Raw genomic sequence first — 18,036 nt, 5'->3', positions numbered from 1 at the left:
CGTAGGCGTTACTCGTCTTACTCAAACAGTGCTCTTAGCTTTTCACCTGGATCATTGGCACGCATAAATGATTCGCCCACAAGAAAAGCATTCACATCATGCGCCCTCATAGCGGCCACATCCTCTCTCGCCAATATACCGCTCTCAGTAACAACAATTTTATCTTCTGGTATCTCACTTAACAGGTTAAACGTAGTATCCAAAGAAACATCAAACGTATGCAGGTTTCGATTATTAATGCCAATGAGCTTATTGGGTAACGCTAACGCCAACTCCAACTCTCTCTGGTCATGAACCTCGACCAGTACATCCATCCCAAGAGCCAACGCTTGTTCATTTAACTCGTGCAACTGCGTCTTAGTTAAAGCCGCAACGATCAACAACACACAATCCGCTCCTATTGCTCTCGCTTCTGACACTTGATATGGGTCAACTAAAAAATCCTTGCGGATTACCGGCAAGTTCACTTCAGCGCGCGCAGCCTTGAGGTATTCATCGGCGCCCTGAAAAAAATCGACGTCTGTTAATACCGACAAACAAGCCGCTCCAGCATTCGCATAGCTGCGTGCAATATCCGCAGGCCGGAAATTGGGTCGAATAATGCCCTTACTCGGAGACGCTTTTTTTATTTCGGCGATAACAGCCGATTGGCCCGCCGCAATTTTCGCCTCAATTGCAGCAACAAACCCACGAGCAGGCAACAAAGAAGCGGCCACAGTCTCTAACTGGGAAATGCTCACCGACTGACAGCGCTCGGCAACTTCCTCATGCTTTCGGTCAATTATTTTTTTTAAAATGGTTGGTGTATCAGACACAAGATTTCTCACACTTATAAATTCACTAAACTTGACTAAATTCGACAAGATCCTTCAACTTCTCTGTTGCCGCACCGGTTGAAAGCATATCTTCAGCCATTGCGACACCCGCAGCGATAGAGCCCGTCAACCCAGCAACGTAAATTGCAGCGCCGGCGTTCAACGCTATAATTTTAGCCGCCTTTTTGGCCGATGCAGAACCCGCGCCAGCAAAAGCCGATTTGATTAAATCGAGTGACTGCTGTGCACTCTCAACCGATAAGCCTTCCAAGTCAGTCTCAGCCACATCCAACTCAACTGGATCGAGCATGTACTCTGTTACCACCCCATCCTTAAGTTCCGCAACATGACTCTTCGCGGCAATCGATAGCTCATCCAGACCGTCGACTGAATGCACAACCATCACATGCTCACTACCCAATCTCGCTAACACTTCCGTCATCGGCCGACAAAGGGAGGCATCAAAGACGCCGATCACCTGCCGCTTTACCCCCGCAGGGTTGGTCATTGGCCCCAACATGTTAAATATTGTGCGCATTGCCAATTCTTTTCTTGGGCCAATTGCATGCTTCATTGCACCGTGATGGGCAGGAGCAAACATAAAGCCAACGCCCACCTCCTTAACGGCCCTAGCCACCTGCTCAGGAGAAATGGATAGGTTTACACCCGCCGCCTCCAAGACATCCGCACTTCCCGTAGAGCTGGAAACCGAGCGATTACCATGTTTGGCAACATGGCCGCCCGCAGCCGCAACAACAAAAGCACAAGCGGTTGAGACATTGAATAAATTCGCACCATCACCTCCAGTACCGCAGGTATCCACCAAGTTTTCGACGCCCACGTTAACCTTAGTAGCCAGCTCGCGCATAACGATGGCGGCACCCGTAATTTCGTCCAGAGACTCGCCCTTCATGCGCAAGCCCACCAGTAAACCACCAATTTGCGCTGGCGTTGCCTCGCCGGTCATCACAGATTTCATAACACTGGTCATTTCTTGCTGCGAGAGGCTCTCGCCCCCCACCACCCTGGAAAGTGCCTGCTGGATATTCATGGTCATTGCCTATTATTTTTTAACGAGAGGTTTTATTTAGCTTGAGTGTCGAGAAAGTTTTTCAGTAAACTGTGCCCATGTTCACTCAAAATCGATTCAGGGTGAAACTGAACACCCTCTACCGGAAGCTCACGATGACGCACCCCCATAATCTCATCCACTTCGCCATCGTCGGTTTGCGTCCAAGCGGTAATTTCAAGACAATCCGGCAGGCTTGCCTTATCAATAACAAGCGAGTGATAGCGAGTCGCCGTATAGGGCGAAACCAAACCACTAAAGACCCCTTCGCCTTTATGGTAAATTTTTGACAGCTTGCCATGCATCACCGCGCGCGCGCGTACTATTTTCCCGCCAAATGCTTGACCGATACTTTGGTGGCCCAAACATATACCGAAAAGAGGCACTTTACCGGCAAAATGCCGTATAACATCAACCGATACACCGGCCTCAAAGGGAGTGCAAGGGCCGGGGGAAATTACAATTTTTTCAGGTCGCCTCTCCACTATTTGCTCCAGAGAAAGCTCATCATTACGAACCACAACAACATCAGCCTCAAGCTCGCCAAGATACTGAACAACGTTGTAGGTGAATGAATCATAATTATCGATCATTAATAACATCAGAATGCGCCGACCAAAAAGATTATTAGCGTGACAGGCAAGACGGATTTACCCTCACAACGGAATTACTAGGCGCCATTATAGGCTGTCTCCGTAATAGATGGGTAGGTTGGACCATATGAGCACGCACAGTGAGTAACAACGCACACCAACGCAAGTCGATTTTTTTTACAATTCGCAAAAAAATAAGCCCACTAACAACTGTGCAGCCAGCTACCGCCAATCAAGAAGCGTTCCAACAAGACTGAATGTAGCTTTTTTAATCAACGTCATAGCTATTAAACTGGCGAATTTTCAACCGATTTATGGTATTAATAGGCGTACCGACATATGAATCGGGGCTCTCAGGGTAAGCAGGCACATACTTGGCACGGCGTTCACCATCAACCGTCAAATTAACCCAGAATGTGTGCACCCGAAAAGCGTGATGCAGATCACGCAGTGCTTATTCATTCGGAGCTGATATGTAATTCGGAATAAAACCTGCATGTAAATATAAGCAGGTCTCATTAGTGATCAAAATCAAAGATCAGGATTGTTTAAAAGAGCGAGCATTAACTCATGGCGCCAAGGAAAGACAGACCCGAGCATCTCGAACTAGTAGGAAAGAGATACCAGGGCCCCACTCATCCTCCCAAAATGCTGGAGCACATTCGCGATCAGTCCAGCGAGAACGCCCTGCGCTTACTTGAGCACATGTTTTCCGCTACGGACGACCTTTTTTACGACTTATCTAAGCGAGCCACCAACAATAACGAACAAAACCTGTACTTCGAGGCCATGCGTGAGGTCCGCATTAAAAAGCGAGGCATAGCCACCGCATTTGCGCAGGAGCTAATTAATTCATTCTCTGAACTGATGAATTTCGAGGTGAATCGCACCCGAGAAGAGCAAGACGAGGACGTAAGTAACCTTTCCATAGTGGAAGGTGACCAGCTGGAGATTGAACTCGCGCAAAGCAACATGGCCAGCCGCACCCGAGAAAACTTCAAACAAGACCTCTACGAGCTGACGATAAGGCTTGACCACTTATTGCTACAAATCCCGGTCAATGAAGACAACAGCCCGCTAGATCCGCAACAACTGGCCGGGGCCTTTGTCAAAGCTTGTGAAAATCAGCTCGACATCAACATCAAAGCACTGCTAATTCTGTTCAAACTGTTCGAAAAGCACGTACTCAAGCAGTTAGGGCCAATCTTTGCTGACGCCAATCAGGTACTGCTAGACGCAGGTATTCTCCCCAAGGTACCTCGCCACCTGAATAAATCGAGTTCTTCAGAGCGGCCATCGTCCACCGAGCAAAAGCTCGAGCGTGATAATGCCGGGATACCTCAGCTACCCGAGCAGCTGACACAACCCACACTCAACTTTCAGCTCGACCTAAATACTTTAAGTACGTTGATGTCTGGGGCGAGAACAAATACCCATGCCCCCTTAAGTGCCGACGGCGCCACAAAAGCTACGGGGCCTTACACCTACTATCTGTACTCCAGCAACCCAGGGCCAATCATGGCTTCCCCACAACTGGCGTCATTGCTGACCAAATCACAGCCACTGGTAGACAGGCAATTATCCACCGTTGCACCACGTAATATTATTACAGACGTCGTAAACCAGTTACTGGCCAAACGCGACCCCGAAGTACCTCAAGCCTTAGAGCAACCCGACGAGGATATTATTAACCTCATCGCAATGTTTTTTGACAATGTACTTTCGGACAACAGCCTGCCTCTCGCCGTGCAATCGTTAATCTGTAGGCTGCAGATTCCCATTTTGAAAATTGCCTTACACGATCGATCATTCCTAACCGAAAGCGAGCACCCTGCTCGCAAACTAGTAAACCTGGTTACTCGCGCTGGATTGAGTTTCGACGAGAGCAAACCCCTCGAACGAGATCCTCTGTACCGAAAAATTGCTGATGGTGTACAAACCATTAACCGCCTCTATAAAGCAGATGCGTCTGTATTTGAAGAATTCCTCGAAGAACTTGAGCACGATATAAGTCAGGAAAAGCGTAAATCTGACTTGGTGGAAAAGCGAACCACTCAAGCGGAGGAAGGCAAATCTAAAATACGCCAGGCGCGCGCCACAGCACAGGCAGCCCTGTATAACAAACTGAAAAATGCCCAGCTACCCGAGGCGGTAAGCACCTTTCTCACCAACACTTGGTTACAGGTGCTCGTTATCACGCACCTTAAGCAAGGATACGACAGCTCAGAGTGGATTGAAGCCGAAAGCCTAATTACCGATATCATCTGGTTATGCCAACCCCATACAGACGATCGCTCTATATCCCGAGCCAAACGCCTGCAACCAGAAGTTCTACAGCGTATTGATAACGGGCTGGAAATAGCAATAGACAACCCCGAATCAAGGGCTTCAAAAGTTGCGGCAATTGAAGAGATTCTTGTATCGCTGTCAGATACCACTGCGCAGGACATAGAGTATTCCGACCTTACTGGCGACCAAAAAGATGCGCTAGGCAAAGGCGGCTCGCAGCAAAAGTCCTGGGAAGAAATGACCGCCCTGGAAAGACAGCAATCCCGATATGAGCAACTTTCAAATCGTTACTACCTCGAAGCAAAAGATATTCCCATCGGATCTTGGCTAGAGTATTTAGATGAAGAAAACGGCAAGAAAGTTCGCTGCAAATTAAGTAGCAAAGTAGACGCTGACAGCTACATTTTCGTCAACCGCTTCGGCTTCAAAATTTTAGAGAAGTCACGCCGCCAACTCGCCTATGACATGCAGTTTGAGCGGGCACGCACACTCGACTCTCGACCACTTTTCGAGCGTCTTATGGAGAAGGTTGTTTCTCACCTACAGCAAACCGCCTAATTACCGGAGAATAAGCCCACTACACTCTGGTAATTCGCCCCTAACGGGGGGGCAAAAGCAGGCTCTGCCACAGATCTTCTTTATTTTCTGGATCTGCGTGTTTCTATTTGTGCGCTAGCTCGCCGTCTCAGTATATAATTGCCCACCTACGACAAGTGGCAGAAGCCTGAACCAGAGCCAACAAATGGAATTTAGCAACGTTACACAGACGGCCTTCGCAAGTGCCGCACTTTTATTTTTTGTGCTCTCTGCCACCTTAATTGCACAACACAAAAACACCCGCCTCCACTGGTCGTTCCCCCTCGCAGCCGTCGGGCACCTTATCTGGCTTTCATCTATCCCTCTTGTCAACCAGCTGCACGGCCTAGATTCCAGCTATATTTATATTGCAGAAACACTTCATTACAGCCTGTGGCTATTTGCCCTTGTCAGAAATACAGAAGTATTTTGCTCCAATGCTCTACCAAAAATATTCAAATACCCCGTATACATTGCTGCAGCCAGCGCACTGGTCATTTCCACCTACCTTACAACGCTAAGCTCCCGGCTTATCTCGGTAGAACATTTCATCATCTGGCAAGGTATTTTATTTTCTATCGCAGGTCTTTTGGGTGTTGAGCAGCTATATCGAAATGTCATCAACTACCGCCTAGTAAAACTACTCAGCTTAAGCCTTGCCATTATTTTTATATTTGACGCTTATCTTTTTTCCCAAAGCCTCGTGTTTTTACAACTAAACTCCGATCTCTGGCAAGCCCGCGCAGCCGTCTCAATGGCCACCAGCATTTTTATGACGATTGGCGTTGTCGCTTTGAATATGACGTCAATGCAATCGGCCAAAATCACCTTTTCTCGGCCTGTTGCTTTCTACACAACATCCCTCACTATCGCCGGTATATCCCTAACCCTGCTTGCAGCCGGCGGTTACTACGTAGAACTCTACGGCGGAACTTGGGGCACTGTTATATACACACTGTTACTCGCCTGTGGCTTAATTTCCGTAGGCGCTGTTTTTTCCTCGCGCACCGCCCGAGAAAAAATGAAAGTGCTGATCAATAAACACCTGTTCAGCCACAAATACGATTACCGAGCTGAATGGCTTAAATTGATTAATCAGCTGTCACAGCCAACGGAACCCGATGAGATACACGCCCGAGCGATAGCCGTTGTTGCCGAATTATTTAAAAGTAATGGTGGTGCACTCTGGGTGAAACGTGGAAAAGTACTCGTGCCAGTCCAGCAGGTGCATGTTTCAATCGATGTATCAGAAATGATTGAACCTAACTCCAGTGAGTTCTGTGCAGAGCTCACCCAAGAATGGGTGTTTTCCCCCAGCTCACCAAGCGCAGCACTAGCACAACATAACAACCTGTTACCGGAATGGGTAGAAATGATCGACGAGGTATGGATGATAATGCCTCTGCTGAATGAAAGTAGCTTAGTAGGCTTTATTGCGCTCACCGCCCCCCAAGCTAACACCACCCTAAACTGGGAAGATTTAGACTTGGTTAAAACCGTGGGCCGCCAAGTCGCCAGCTATCTCGAAAGACACGAACAATCGGAACTGCTCGCTGAATCACGACAATTCGATGCCTTCAATAAGCTTTCAGCCTACGTTATGCACGACCTGAAAAACCTTATTGCGCAACAGTCCCTAGTAGTTAAAAACGCGGAAAAACACAAAGACAACCCTGCATTCGTTGAGGACGCAATTAACACCATTAATAATTCTGTCAACAGAATGAATAACCTGTTACGCAAATTACAGCACAACGAGCCAGAAGAAATTTCGATACTAGCCATGAAGCAAGTGCTGATTGACGCGGTAAAGCGCTGCCAGAAATCGACCCCGCCGCCCACTTTACGAACAATAGATCCAGAATGGAAAGTTAAAGCCGACCAAGACAGCCTAATTATGGTCTTCACCCATATTATCCAAAACGCACAGGACGCAACGGCAGAAGAAGGATTTATCGATATCTCTACTGAGCAAGACGGCAATATCGCATGTATTTACATTGAAGATAACGGCCTGGGAATGGACACCGAGTTTATCCAGTCGCGCCTATTTAAACCATTTGAAACAACAAAAACAGGTAAAGGCATGGGCATTGGTATGTACCAAGCCCGAGAATATGCGCAAAGCCTAGGCGGCAATATTGCTGTAGAAAGTTCACCAGGGGAAGGCACTACCTTTATAATCACACTTCCCCTGCTGTGAGCTGCTGCACAGGATTTTGCAACGGCTCCCCTATAGTCGGGTTAATCGACCAGCGATTACAACCATAACGGACACGCAATGAATACGACAGAGACTAAACAGAAGCTACTCATTATTGAGGATGACCTCGGGCTGCAAAGCCAACTGCGTTGGCATTTCGATCAATACGAGGTTATATGTGCTGGTGACAGAAAAGATGCCATTACAGCCATTCGCTTGCACGAACCCCCCATTATTTTACAGGACTTGGGCCTACCGCCCGACGACGAAGGTGTCGAGGAAGGCTTTCGGTGTATACGAGAGATATCGAACCTGTCTCCCTCTGCAAAAATTATTGTGATGACCGGCAATGCCGACTACGACAACGCCGTAAAAGCCGTAGCCATGGGTGCGTACGATTTTTACCAAAAGCCAGTAAATCCAGAAACCCTTGACCTGATACTCCAGCGTGCCTATCACATTCACAACCTAGAAGAGCAACACCGTCGATCACAGGAGAATCAGCAGGCACCGCTAAACGGTGTTATCGCTTGCGACCCAAGTATGCTGAAAATCTGTCGCACCGTTGAAAAACTCGCCCCGTCTGATGTTACTTGCACACTAACGGGCGAAAGCGGTACAGGGAAAGAAGTCCTAGCGCGTGCCCTGCATAAGCTGAGCCCACGCAAAGACAAGCGAATGGTTGCCATTAACTGTGCTGCCGTGCCCGAAAACCTCATGGAAAGCGAGCTGTTTGGCTATGAAAAAGGCGCCTTCACCGGTGCCAACAAACGCACCATTGGTAAAGTTGAAACAGCCCACGAAGGCACATTATTTCTCGATGAAATTGGTGATATGCCTCTATCACTACAAGCCAAGCTACTGCGTTTTCTTCAGGAGCGTGTGATAGAGCGTGTGGGTGGCCGAGAAGAAATTCCTGTGGACGTACGGGTAGTATGCGCGACCAATAAACACTTGCAACAGATGGTCGCAGAAGGAACATTTAGGGAAGACCTTTACTACCGTATTTGTGAAATGGAAATTCAGATACCACCGCTGCGCGACCGGCAGGGAGATAAAATGCTACTCGCACGCCACTTTCTGCGTACTTTTATAGAACAAATGAAAGCCTCTGTTACCGGCTTTTCATCCGAAGCAACAGAAGCGATTGAAGCCTATCAGTGGCCAGGCAATATTCGTGAAATGGAAAACCGGGTAAAACGTTCTATTGTAATGTGTGAAACCAAACAGATTACACCTGAGGATTTAGGCTTGATATCCAGTGACAGCCTCAACCTAAATTTACGCCAGGTACGGTATAACGCCGAAAGAGCGGCTATTTTACGTGCGCTCACTATGTCTGAACACAATATATCGGCTACCGCAAAGCTTTTGGGCATTACCCGCCCAACACTCTACGACCTGATGAAAAAATACAATATACAAAGCAATTCAGACTAATTAAGATAAAAAAAGCCGACATCTATGTCGGCTTTTTCACATTTAAGATCGGTCAATAAGGTTACATGTAATTAAATACCAAACCAGCTAAACGCTCCTCTCCAATTGCGTCGATGCTAGCACGCACCTGAGATTCGGTCACCTTACCGTAAGGAACAACCAACAGTACAAAATCACAAAGGCTAGCCATAATTCTCGCTTCAGCGGCATACTCTCCCACCGAAGGCGCATCGAGCAATATATAACGGTCAGGGTAACGCTCTTTCAGCTCTCTTAAAAAGGCTTGCATTCGACGGGAAGACAATCGCTCGGTGGCTCCCTCGGTATTCCCGCCTACTGGAATCACCCTAACCCGCGGAATTCCAGAAGCGTAAACTATGGATTCAATACCCAAAGTACCGTTGTCCAGATAATCCGTAAGCCCAACTTCAGACTCTGCGACAACTAACTCGTCCATCGACGGGGCATAAAAATTAGCGTCAACCACCAATGATGTACGCGTTTTGTCCAGAGCAATGGCTGCTGACAAATTCTTTGTCACATAGGAGCAACCACCATCGGGCATAACGGAGGTTAACATACAGATGAAATTCTGGCTGTTAGCCCTGCTGTATACCCGCGTCCGTAAATCCCTAAACACCTTGAGCATTTGCGTGTTAGAGGTGCCCTGATACAGTATTTTGAACTGATCGAGTTCAGTTTTGCTGAATCTATGAATCTCAGACATTTTGTCTATCTGAGCACCGGCACTAGCTTCGGCAGCTACACCAACTTCACTCAGACTCGCTATTTTGCGTTCCAAAACTGCTCCTCGCAATTCTCGTCTGCCCCAATCGCTAGACAAGGCAAACTATTATTTCTTGCAACTATTTCGTGCAATTATTTCCTGCGACCAACGCTAGAAATCACCCAGCTTGATAGAGAACTATACCGGAATCCTGCCTAAGACGTTAGTATTGATCATCGCCCGCTCTTCACCCAGTCAACAGCACTAAAAAGTGCCCGTGCCTTATTCATGGTTTCTTTCCACTCCAGAGCCGGCTGCGAATCGGCAACAACACCTGCGCCAGCCTGAACATAGATTTTACTGTCTTTAATCACCGCTGTTCGGATAGCGATTGCGGTGTCCATATTCCCGTTCCACGACAGGTAACCCACAGCACCGCCATAAATACCCCGTTTAACGGGTTCGAACTCGTCGATTATCTCCATCGCCCGAATTTTTGGCGCGCCAGACAGGGTGCCCGCCGGCAGCGACGCACGCAATACATCAATAGCATCAAGCTCAGGCTTTAGCTCGCCTGTCACATTGGATGTAATATGCATAACGTGGGAAAAACGTTCTACCACCATTTTTTCGGTGAGTTTAACGCTACCAATCTCGGCAACTCGACCAACATCGTTGCGCCCTAGGTCAATCAGCATCAAATGCTCGGCTATTTCCTTTGGGTCGTTCATCAGATCGTCTTCCAGCGCTCTGTCCTCGGCTTCGGTATAGCCCCGCCGCCGAGTTCCTGCAATAGGGCGCACGGTCATTTCACCGTCTTGAAGGCGTGCCAAAATCTCAGGGCTGGAACCCACCACATGATGGTCGCCCATATTGAGAAAGTACATATACGGAGAGGGGTTCAAACAACGCAGTGCTCTATACAGATTAATGGGAGGCTCTTCAAACTCATGGGATAAGCGCTGCGACAAAACCACCTGCATCGTATCGCCAGCGAGAATGTAGTCTTTTATCCGTTCAACATCTTTTTGGAAAGCTTCATTACCGTAGCTGGACACAAAAGCACCTTCCATCGCTGTTGGGCCCTGATGGTTTTGTGGACGAGGCATAGGTGGCAAACCCTGCAAGCCGCTCGCAAGCTGCTTCTCCAGCTCGTCCAAACGCGCTTCGGCACCTGCCACTGTGCCGCCTTCCTGTGGATTTACATGCACAATTAGATGAAGTTTGCCCTGTAAATTATCGAAGACCAATACCTCATCCGAAACGGTCAGTAGAATTTCTGGCGTGCCCATTTCATCGACGGGAGCCGAGTCAGCGAGCCGAGGTTCCACATAACGTACACAGTCATAAGCAAAATAACCCACCAAACCACCACTAAAATCTGGCAGGTCACGCTGATCTGGGACACGAAACCTGGCTTGATATTCTTTTACAAACGCCAGAGGATCATCACACTCGATAGCTTCCATTAGATCGCCATTTTTGATAATGCTAACGGCATTACCACGCGCTTCCAGCCGCTCAGCGGCCGGTAAACCTATAATCGAATATCGCCCCCACTTTTCTCCGCCCTGCACAGACTCGAAAAGGTAAGAATAGGGCCCGTTGGCCAGCTTGAGGTAACTCGACAGAGGGGTTTCGGTGTCCGCCAGTACTTCGCGTGTGACAGGAATACGGTTGTAGCCTTCGGCGGCTAATTGAGAAAATTCTTCAGGTGTCATTTTGATTACTCTAAATAAGGTCAGCCAGTCTGGATAATGTACGATCTAAAGTCGCCATCGCCAGCTCTCACTAATCCGAAGGCCGGAAAAGCCTCTGACCACATCTCTGATTAAACGCAATGGCCCCTCGAATTCAGTAATATTTACGGCCAAAAAGCCTGATCCAGATCGGATGAATACCTGCCGAAATAAGCTAGATACGTAGCACGCGTTGCACCCGGTTAGACCGAACCCGAGATACTTTAAATAAAAACGGCAATTCAACATGGGATCAAACGAAATAACTGACGGTTAATTTTTTTATCGTGGTATGGAGGCCAGTCTATCACGCATAGCTGTGATAGCCGCGTGATAGTCCTTTTGCCCAAAAATGGCCGAACCCGCTACAAAGGTATCAATTCCAGCCTCGGCAATTTCAGCAATATTATCCACGTTTACACCCCCATCAATTTCCAATCGTGTAGACAGACCGCGCTCGTCCAATAATTGCCTCGCTGCCCTAGCCTTATCCAACACATAAGGAATAAATTTTTGACCTCCGTACCCCGGATTCACCGACATAAGCAGTAGCATATCTAGCTGATCCAACACCGGTTCAATAAGCTGAAGTCCTGTTGCCGGATTCAACACCAGCCCTGGCTTACACCCCTTGCTGCGTATCAGTTGCAGTGAACGATCAAGGTGCCGACTGGCTTCGGGGTGGAAGCTGATATAACTCGCTCCGGCATCAGCGAAACTGGCGATAAGGTCATCCACAGGCTCAACCATCAAATGCACGTCAATGGGAGCCGTAATGCCGTATTTACGCAACGCTGTACACACCATTGGCCCAAAAGTGAGGTTGGGTACGTAGTGGTTATCCATTACATCAAAATGAACAATATCGGCGCCCGCAGCTAACACAGATGCCACCTCCTCGCCTAAGCGGGCAAAATCTGCCGCGAGTATGGAAGGTGCTATGCTGAAAGTATTGCGCTTGTTCGCAACGGTAATATGACTCATACATTCCCCCAATTGGATGTATCTAAACGCAAGGCATTGTACTGAATATGGGATTTACCCTAAACCAATTTTTACTTTTTCCAATATTACGCGCAAAGCATTGGCTTGCCAGCTGCAGTAGCTTGCTACTTACGGTATTTTTAGCGCTGCCCACCTGGGCACAAAATAACGCCGAAACCACCGTTAGCGAAGCCCCCAGTAACGTTGAACAACCTTCGGTAAATTTAACGCCCGAAAAAACGGCTCCTGACACACAAACACAAAAGCTCACACTTTTAAGCGAAGCCTATCAAAACAAAGGCCTCGTAAGCCTAAACGCAAATGGGAAATCGTTCCCAGGCCTATGGCATACAGACACCAGCGGTACCCCTTTAGGCGCCGTACTCATATTTCATGATGCTGGCGAGAATGCAAACTGGCCATCAACCGTGGCCGTACTGCACCAGCATCTCACCCTATTTGGCTGGGCCACCCTGTCTATCGAACTGCCCGACCCAGTAACGCCTATACCGCCGGAGCGCCCACCCGCCCGCCCCAAAAAGCAAGTCGACGCTGAAACGCCTATAGAGGAGCCAAGCCAAGACAAGCCCAATGACGCTAGCCCAAAAAACGATGGAGGAAACACCAGCACTGATGACGAAGCCGTCGAAACCGAGGTGAAGGCTCGAGCTAAGGCCGCGATGGACTTCTTGAACGAGAAAGGCCAGTTCAATATTGTATTTGTCGGCTATGGTCTAGGCGCGACTCGCGCCGCACGCTTTTTAGATGGAATGGAAAACCTGCAAACAGGCAAACTGGACAAACAGCTACGAGAAGCAAATGCAAAAGCTGTTATTGCTCGCTCGGTGCGCGCGCTAATCTTAATTGACGCTCGCAACACTATCCCATTTTCAGGTAACAATCAGATGATAGCCGAGTGGCTAAACGACGAGACCTTGCCGGTTCTGGACATATATACAGGCACACATTATTTATCCCGTACAGAACCCCAGCAGAGGAAAAAAGCAATACGAAAGAAACAACTACAAAAATATTCGCAAGTCCATCTTAATCCGCCAGGGCAAACATCAGAAGAAATCGAAGATAGGCTGGCAAAGCGCATTCGCGGCTTCTTAAACAAGCATGCCAAAGGCGTGCAACTTGATGGTTACTAAATACTGACACTCCGGTTCCGGTCACGGGCCCCCTAGTGCAGTAAACCGCTGCTGCAAGGCCTCCAACCGCTCAGGTGTCCCTATATCCATCCACGCTCCCCGATATAATTCACCCGTTAACCGATTACCATCAATCAACCATTCAAACACCTCACGAAGGGCAAATTTTTGTCTGACTTTAGGGTAGTTGCGAATACAATTAGGGTGAAAAACACCGATTCCGCTGTAAGTGCAAGAAGCTCGTCCAGCAGTAGCGCGTATAATATGGCTATCAACCAAGGAAAAATCCCCCCCCGTATTGTGACCGGGGTTTTCGATCATTACGAGGTGAAAGCTTTTGGTGTTTCGCTTCAGCAATGTCTCCAACGGGAAATCTGTCCAAATATCACCATTAACCAATAGCACAGGTTTATTACCAAGTAACGAGCCAGCGCAATTAAGAGCGCCTCCGGTTTCTAGCGGCTCTAACTCGGCTGAGTAGACTATGGAAAGGCCGTAGCGATCACCATCACCAAGGTAGTCGATAATTTTTTGCCCAAGCCAAGAAACATTAATAACAACCTCTTCAATACCTGCGCGCCGAAGGTTGTCCAGATGTAATTCTATAAGCCGCTTTTCGCCAACAGCCAATAACGGTTTAGGCAGGTCGAGCGTAAGCGGCCGCATTCGCCGCCCCTCTCCGGCCGCAAGTATCATCGCGCGCTTAATCATCTCATCCAACTTTGTTGCCTGCAAAGAGGCAAGAGTTTGTCATCGAACCAACGAATAAAAGGTTCGAACTCCGGATATTGAGCGGAAACCGACCGGGTATAGTGAATAACCAACGGCAAATCGTCTAAATAAGCCGTTTTACCATCTCGAAGGTACAAGCGTGCAAAAACGCCTAGTACTTTAATATGGCGCTGCAGCCCCATCCAATCGAACCAACGGCCAAAGGTTGGCAGCTGTTCGGGCGGTAATATTTTCGCTGCCACTAGCTGTTCTGCATAACCTTGCGCCCAGCTCGCCACATGTTCGGCCGGCCAGCAAACATAGCAGTCACGCAGTAGCGAAACCACATCGTAGGTAACTGGCCCAAGTACGGCGTCTTGAAAATCAATAACGCCAGGCGCTTTATTCTCTCTATATACAAGATTTCTAGAATGAAAATCACGATGAACGATAACCTGTGGTTGTTCCAACGCAGAATCACAGAGATGTTCAAAAACCCTGACAATCATGCTTTCATCTTCAGCGGATAATTCATAACCCAGTAACCGTGGTACAAACCACTCAACAAACACATTCAGTTCGCGCATGAGCTCTTTGCGGTTGTAGTGGGCAAACAAGATCTCATCGCTAGAACATTGCTGAATATTTAACAATTCGTCTAAAGCAGATCCATAGAGATGGTCCACGTTTGACTCTTGCAACACATCAAGCAACAAGGCATCGCCTAGATCTTCAATCAGGATAAAGCCCGTCTGCAGGTCAAAACCGTAGACTTCCGGCGTGGTGATTCCCTGAGCGCGAAAACGTGTTGCAATATCGACGAATTCTTTATTTTTTTCGGTTGCAGGCGGCGCCCAAACTGCTAATAATTTTCTGCCGCTGGCAAGCTGAGCGCTATCCAAGCGAAAATAATGACGAAAGCCAGCATCCCCACCCAGAGGCTGCCAATGCTCAGCTGCGCCTTGGCCCTCACCCAACAAAAGAAGCTGTTGCCTCACCCACTGGCGCAGCCTTTCAACATGCTGTTGCTTTTGTTCATCGTGTAAACCCAGCCCAGTTTCACCAGCGACCACTTGTTGCCCTCAACTTTAAAACATTTGTGAATGTACTATTTACGCGGAGGCCAGTAAAATCTCCGATTTTGCAGGAACCCTACGTGGAATTTAGTATGCCCAAGAGCTTTGCTCGCCACAAGCCAGCCATTACCAACCGGCGATTAAAGCTCTCTTGCTCTTGCGTGAGGCTTCCAACGGCACTCCTGTCTCTGGTGCTTTTCCCGCTATTATTCAGCTCTACGTCCGTTCAAGCAGACATAGGAAGGCAAGATTCTGCTGCGATACCAGCGCCAACACCAACTCCAACAGAATTGCACAAGAGCTCCGACTGGCATCCCACCCACACATTATCAGCGGCGCAACGAGCGACTGTGTCGCCTGGCTGTGACGGCCTCTACATCGACCCAATGATGTCGATTGCCGCATCATTGGGCGATGAAGCTGACAAACTTGAACAGGTCCCTCTGCAAATAGAAGCCGATGAAACCGTAGTGAGAGAGGGCGAAACCGCACAATTACAAGGCAACGTGGAATTATCTCAAGGAGCGCGGCGTATATTTGCCGACAAAATGACCTACGAGATAGATAAAGACCTCGCCAGCATGGAAGGCAATGTACAGGTTCGCCAGCCCGGCCTACTACTTCATGGCAGCTCCGCCAAAGCCAATGGTACCAATCATTCTGCCGAGTTCAAGGATGCCGATTTTATACTTCACGAACAGCACCTCCGTGGAGGCGCTGAAGCCATTAGCCAGTCAGCCGACAAAGTTATTGTGCTCGAAAATGGCTCTTTTACTAGCTGTGAACCCAACTCCAATACCTGGGTACTAGAAGGTGAAAGAATAACCATAGATACGGCGGGCCAGCAAGGTTCGGCGCGTAACATGAAACTCAAAGTGCTCGATTACCCCATTTTGTGGCTGCCCTATATCACCTTCCCTGTGGGCGATGCGAGAAAATCCGGATTTTTATTTCCGTCCATAAGCGTTAGTGAACGCAACGGCCTAGACTTGGCCTTCCCCTACTATTTCAACCTTGCGCCCAATTACGATGCCGTACTCACGCCACGCTTAATCAGTAAACGCGGTGCGATGCTCGAAGCCGAGGGCCGACACCTAAGCACCCATTTCGAAACTGAGGCCAGCTTCGCAATACTTGCAAACGATCAGGGTGGACGCTCGCCCGACATAGAGGCACAGATAGACGCGGGGGTGATTACCGAGGAGCAAGCCAAGCCCTACAAAGGGGAAAACCGTTGGTTAACACAGCTCAATCAACTGGGTGGAGCAGGGGAAAACTGGTTTTCAGAAATAAACTATACCCAGGCAAGCGACAATGACTATTTCCGCGACCTAGGGCTATCATCGTTTTCAGTACAGAACACCACCCACCTCGATCAGATGATCGGTGGCGGCTATCGCTTCAGCAACTGGGAGCTGAGCACCCTCGCTCAAAATTACCAGATTCTTATCTACAATGTAGACCCACAGTATCAGCGCCTACCGCAGGTTAATCTAAACGGCAACTATCAAAGCGGTGCGCTAGGTACCGTGCTAAACCATGAGTACACCCGCTTTGACCACGACGATGACTATTGGCGCGACGGCCGAGTTGTTATAAAAGGGCAACGGCTAACCACCGATTACCGATTAAACCTAAACAAGCGCGCTAGCTGGGGGTTCTTTAAACCCGAAGTTGGAGTACAGAGCCTGAGCTACAGTCTCGACAAAGATAACCTGAGCCCCACGGCCAATCAGTCCCCTTCAATAGCCACAGCCTCGGCAAGCCTCGACACCGGGCTTGTTTTTGAACACCCTGGTGGCGCCTTTCAGCAGACACTGGAACCCCGATTGTATTATATGTATCGGAGCTACGACGACCACCAACAGCTTTTTGATGTCACCAATGACGGTCAAGCCGTTAATTTCGACACCAGCGAACGTACATTTTCATACTCCCAGCTCTACCGAGGCTCCCGTTTTAGCGGTGGTGACCGACTCGAAGATGCCAACCGCATGACGCTAGGCATCACGTCAAACTGGTATCACCAAGCCTCCAGCGAAGAGTACCTGAGCTTCAGCCTGGGTCAAATCGTCTATTTTAGTGACCAACAAGTGTCTCTCGACCAGAGCATAAACACGCAAGATAAATCAGAATTTGCCGGAGAAATGCGCGTGCGTCTCGGCCCTTGGGGGCGCTTCTTCGCCAGCAGTGTTTACGATAGCGAAACAGATTTGTTTACCCGAGGCACGGCCGGTGTACAGCTCACCACAGAAGAAAGCCGCACACTGATGAATTTAGGTTACAGCTACGTGCGAAAGGGCACCTCTAGCAGTACCGGTATCGACCAAATTGACATGTCCTTCGTCAAGCCACTGTCAAAGCAATGGGTTAGCATGGGCAGGGTAAACTACGACTTTACCTCGGGCCGGGAACTGGAAACCTTTCTCGGGCTCGAATACAACGATTGCTGCTATCGTCTACGCCTCTTGGCTCGCCGCTGGCTGGACAGTAATATAGCGGCCCTAACCGACACCGAAGATGCGCTGCACGATCAAGGCGTGTTTTTTGAAATCCAATTTAAAGGGCTGGGAAGCTCCGGAGCCAAGGTAGATGCCATCCTCGAGGATAGCATCTACGGGTACCGCGAGCGCGAAAGGCGCCTCAACCAGTAGACACCA

General features: G+C 48.7%; 13 protein-coding genes. 5 read left to right on the top strand and 8 right to left on the bottom strand.

The window, feature by feature from the left end:
• Positions 1-17 precede the first annotated feature (17 nt).
• The 3 genes from trpC to H5336_RS17675 are packed head-to-tail and all read right to left on the bottom strand — an operon-like array spanning position 18 to position 2,486.
• Entirely contained in the window at positions 18-815 is a 798-nt protein-coding gene (trpC, locus tag H5336_RS17685) for an indole-3-glycerol phosphate synthase TrpC (RefSeq protein WP_376766536.1), read from the bottom strand.
• A 25-nt stretch (positions 816-840) separates the two neighbouring features.
• On the bottom strand, positions 841-1,866 hold the full coding sequence (gene trpD / locus H5336_RS17680; protein WP_185235541.1) for an anthranilate phosphoribosyltransferase: 1,026 nt from the start codon (positions 1,864-1,866) through the stop codon (positions 841-843).
• Positions 1,867-1,898: 32 nt separating this feature from the next.
• Positions 1,899-2,486 carry an aminodeoxychorismate/anthranilate synthase component II gene (locus H5336_RS17675; RefSeq protein ID WP_185235540.1) on the bottom strand — a complete coding sequence of 196 codons (588 nt, stop codon included), beginning with the start codon at positions 2,484-2,486 and terminating at the stop codon, positions 1,899-1,901.
• A 561-nt stretch (positions 2,487-3,047) separates the two neighbouring features.
• On the opposite strand from H5336_RS17675, the gene H5336_RS17670 reads away from it, so the two are divergent.
• The 3 genes from H5336_RS17670 (at position 3,048) to prsR (ending at position 8,985) form a co-directional block, all read left to right on the top strand.
• Entirely contained in the window at positions 3,048-5,324 is a 2,277-nt protein-coding gene (locus H5336_RS17670) for a DUF1631 domain-containing protein (RefSeq protein WP_185235539.1), read from the top strand.
• A gap of 184 nt (positions 5,325-5,508) precedes the next feature.
• Positions 5,509-7,545 (top strand): XrtA/PEP-CTERM system histidine kinase PrsK, encoded by a 2,037-nt coding sequence (gene prsK / locus H5336_RS17665; RefSeq protein ID WP_185235538.1) that lies wholly within the window; start codon positions 5,509-5,511, stop codon positions 7,543-7,545.
• Between the two features lie 78 nt (positions 7,546-7,623).
• Positions 7,624-8,985 carry a PEP-CTERM-box response regulator transcription factor gene (gene prsR / locus H5336_RS17660; RefSeq protein ID WP_185235537.1) on the top strand — a complete coding sequence of 454 codons (1,362 nt, stop codon included), beginning with the start codon at positions 7,624-7,626 and terminating at the stop codon, positions 8,983-8,985.
• A 61-nt stretch (positions 8,986-9,046) separates the two neighbouring features.
• On the opposite strand, the gene H5336_RS17655 is transcribed toward prsR, so the two are convergent.
• The 3 genes from H5336_RS17655 to rpe form a co-directional block, all read right to left on the bottom strand.
• Entirely contained in the window at positions 9,047-9,787 is a 741-nt protein-coding gene (locus tag H5336_RS17655; protein WP_185235536.1) for a P-loop NTPase family protein, read from the bottom strand.
• Between the two features lie 158 nt (positions 9,788-9,945).
• Positions 9,946-11,433: an anthranilate synthase component I gene (gene trpE, locus H5336_RS17650; protein ID WP_185235535.1), complete on the bottom strand. Its 1,488-nt coding sequence runs from the start codon at positions 11,431-11,433 to the stop codon at positions 9,946-9,948.
• A 300-nt stretch (positions 11,434-11,733) separates the two neighbouring features.
• On the bottom strand, positions 11,734-12,435 hold the full coding sequence (gene rpe, locus H5336_RS17645; protein ID WP_185235534.1) for a ribulose-phosphate 3-epimerase: 702 nt from the start codon (positions 12,433-12,435) through the stop codon (positions 11,734-11,736).
• Between the two features lie 47 nt (positions 12,436-12,482).
• Between rpe and H5336_RS17640 the strand changes: the two genes are divergently transcribed.
• Positions 12,483-13,589, top strand: a complete 1,107-nt coding sequence (locus H5336_RS17640; RefSeq protein ID WP_185235533.1) for a DUF3530 family protein — start codon at positions 12,483-12,485, stop codon at positions 13,587-13,589.
• Positions 13,590-13,610: 21 nt separating this feature from the next.
• On the opposite strand, the gene murU is transcribed toward H5336_RS17640, so the two are convergent.
• Positions 13,611-14,300 carry an N-acetylmuramate alpha-1-phosphate uridylyltransferase MurU gene (murU, locus tag H5336_RS17635; RefSeq protein ID WP_185235820.1) on the bottom strand — a complete coding sequence of 230 codons (690 nt, stop codon included), beginning with the start codon at positions 14,298-14,300 and terminating at the stop codon, positions 13,611-13,613.
• Complete coding sequence (locus H5336_RS17630) at positions 14,297-15,373, bottom strand: aminoglycoside phosphotransferase family protein (protein ID WP_313557657.1); 1,077 nt, start codon at positions 15,371-15,373, stop codon at positions 14,297-14,299. Before H5336_RS17630 ends, murU begins: the two co-directional genes overlap by 4 nt.
• A gap of 95 nt (positions 15,374-15,468) precedes the next feature.
• Between H5336_RS17630 and H5336_RS17625 the strand changes: the two genes are divergently transcribed.
• Positions 15,469-18,030 carry an LPS-assembly protein LptD gene (locus H5336_RS17625; RefSeq protein WP_185235532.1) on the top strand — a complete coding sequence of 854 codons (2,562 nt, stop codon included), beginning with the start codon at positions 15,469-15,471 and terminating at the stop codon, positions 18,028-18,030.
• Positions 18,031-18,036 lie beyond the last annotated feature (6 nt).

Source organism: Teredinibacter franksiae (assembly GCF_014218805.1).
GTDB lineage: Bacteria > Pseudomonadota > Gammaproteobacteria > Pseudomonadales > Cellvibrionaceae > Teredinibacter > Teredinibacter franksiae.
The sequence above is the reverse complement of the archived record's forward strand: the minus strand, read 5'-3'. Positions and strand labels throughout refer to the sequence as shown.